The organism is Pseudonocardia sp. EV170527-09 (assembly GCF_008369905.1).
Taxonomy (GTDB): Bacteria; Actinomycetota; Actinomycetes; order Mycobacteriales; family Pseudonocardiaceae; genus Pseudonocardia.
On record NZ_VRMC01000228.1, the window covers coordinates 1 to 1,656 of the forward strand.

Here is a 1,656-nt window from a genome sequence, read left to right on the forward strand (position 1 = left end):
CTTCCGCAACCTGATCAACTACCGCATCCGCTCGTTGCTCCACTGCGGAACCCTTGCACTCTAGATCCGGAAGAGCCTGTTTATCTGAGCCACAACCGGATGACGACCCGACGGACAGCAGCGGACGTCGCTGGATGCCTGCCCAGCAAGGGCGCCGGTCAAGGTGCACCTTGATGAAGTCCTGCAGTGCCTGGGGGCAATGAGTCTATGAGGCGGGGGGGTCCCGGTGAGCGTGATGTCTACGGGACAAGAGCGCGACGCCTCTGGCGCCGCGCGGAGCGTGCGGCCTGGCGGCCGGTCTCCGCTCGGCACCCAGCGTCATTCAGCCGCTTTGTCCATCGCCTTGTCGAGGTCCTCGACCGACGTCCCGACCGGCGCCATGATCGATCGAGCGATCCTCAGCTTCGCGTCCGGATCTGCCACCACCCGCTGTTCGAACACCTCAGCAGGCAGGTTGGCAATACCCCGCGACTGCAAAGCGCGAACCACATTCAAAGTCATGATCACACACCGTGCGACATTGGTTATCAGGATCGCGCCTGCACGGTATCGATCGTCGATTCCGTGCTCGCCCACCCGCTCCGGGATGTCCTCGTCCGCATGAACCAAGTCGCCATAGAGCCAGGCGAAGGCCAACGCCTTCGAGCTGACCATGTCTCCAAGCACGCCATCAACGCCACCTGCCCGGGACTCGAACCCAAGGGAGTCAGCAGAGTCGCGATCGAGCTTCTTCCAAGCATCCCGCAGTTTCTCGACTGCTTCCGGAAGTTCCGGATCCGTTTCGTTACGAACGAGATAGCCAAGCGCAGTTGTCACGTTCGCCCAGTACACGGAGTCGCCCTTGAGAAGGAACGGACGACAACGAGCAGCAAGCGAATCGAGCTGCTCCTCTGGCGGGAGTGACCAACGAAGCTCACTCGGCGGCTCGCCCTCGATTCCCGATAAGGTAAGAGTTGCCTGCGCCCAGGTGAGCAACTTATCCTTGTCTTGCGCAAGAGAGTGTTCTTCAACACGACGTGCCCGGATAACGAACCACTGGAGGATGGCACGCTTTCGCTCCGCTACGGTGTCCGATTCCGTCATAGCTCGTGATTCTCCCGCAAGAGCTTCGAACCGCGCTACCGGGTTCCGGCACCGTGGTTGTGGTTGCCTCGCCCCGCGTCTGTCCAAGGGTCGAACGCGGCTCGCGCGCCGTCCAGTGCGAACCTGCGCGGGTACCCCTAGGTGTGATGTCCAGGGAGGTTGTCCCGTCCGGGGGCGGTGAGTCTGGCTGACAGACGAAGGCCTCCGGTTGTGAAGTGGAGCTGTCGAGGAACCGCTTCACCCACCGGAGGCCTTCGTGTCCCACGCTAACGCCGCTCTGACCCCGCGCGCCCGGCTGCGGCTCGCTCAACTCGTCGTCGAGCACGGCTGGACCCACACCGCGGCCGCGACAATGTTCATGGTCTCCGCGCGGACCGCCAAGAAGTGGTCCGACCGCTACCGGGCCGAGGGGCCGGCGGGGATGGCCGACCGCAGCTCACGGCCGAGGTCCTCACCGACGAAGACCCGTGTCGGTCTGGTGCGGCGAATCGTACGGCTGCGCTGGCGGCACCGGCTGGGCCCGGTCCAGATCGCCGGGCGCCTGGGCATGGCCGCCTCGACCGTGCACGCGGT

2 protein-coding genes are annotated in these 1,656 nt (G+C 64.3%); one reads left to right on the forward strand and one right to left on the reverse strand.

Annotation, left to right across the window (positions count from 1 at the left end):
* Window positions 1-318: 318 nt before the first annotated feature.
* Complete coding sequence (locus tag FVA95_RS28635; RefSeq protein WP_149666887.1) at window positions 319-1,083, reverse strand: hypothetical protein; 765 nt, start codon at window positions 1,081-1,083, stop codon at window positions 319-321.
* Between the two features lie 256 nt (window positions 1,084-1,339).
* On the opposite strand from FVA95_RS28635, the gene FVA95_RS28640 reads away from it, so the two are divergent.
* Window positions 1,340-1,656: leucine zipper domain-containing protein (locus FVA95_RS28640; protein WP_149664620.1), on the forward strand; the 317-nt coding region annotated here is incomplete at its 3' end.

Coding starts and splice junctions, on each gene's coding strand:
- FVA95_RS28635 (WP_149666887.1), bottom strand. CDS start 1,083: ATGACGGAATCGGACACCGTAGCGGAGCGAAAGCGTGCCATCCTCCAG.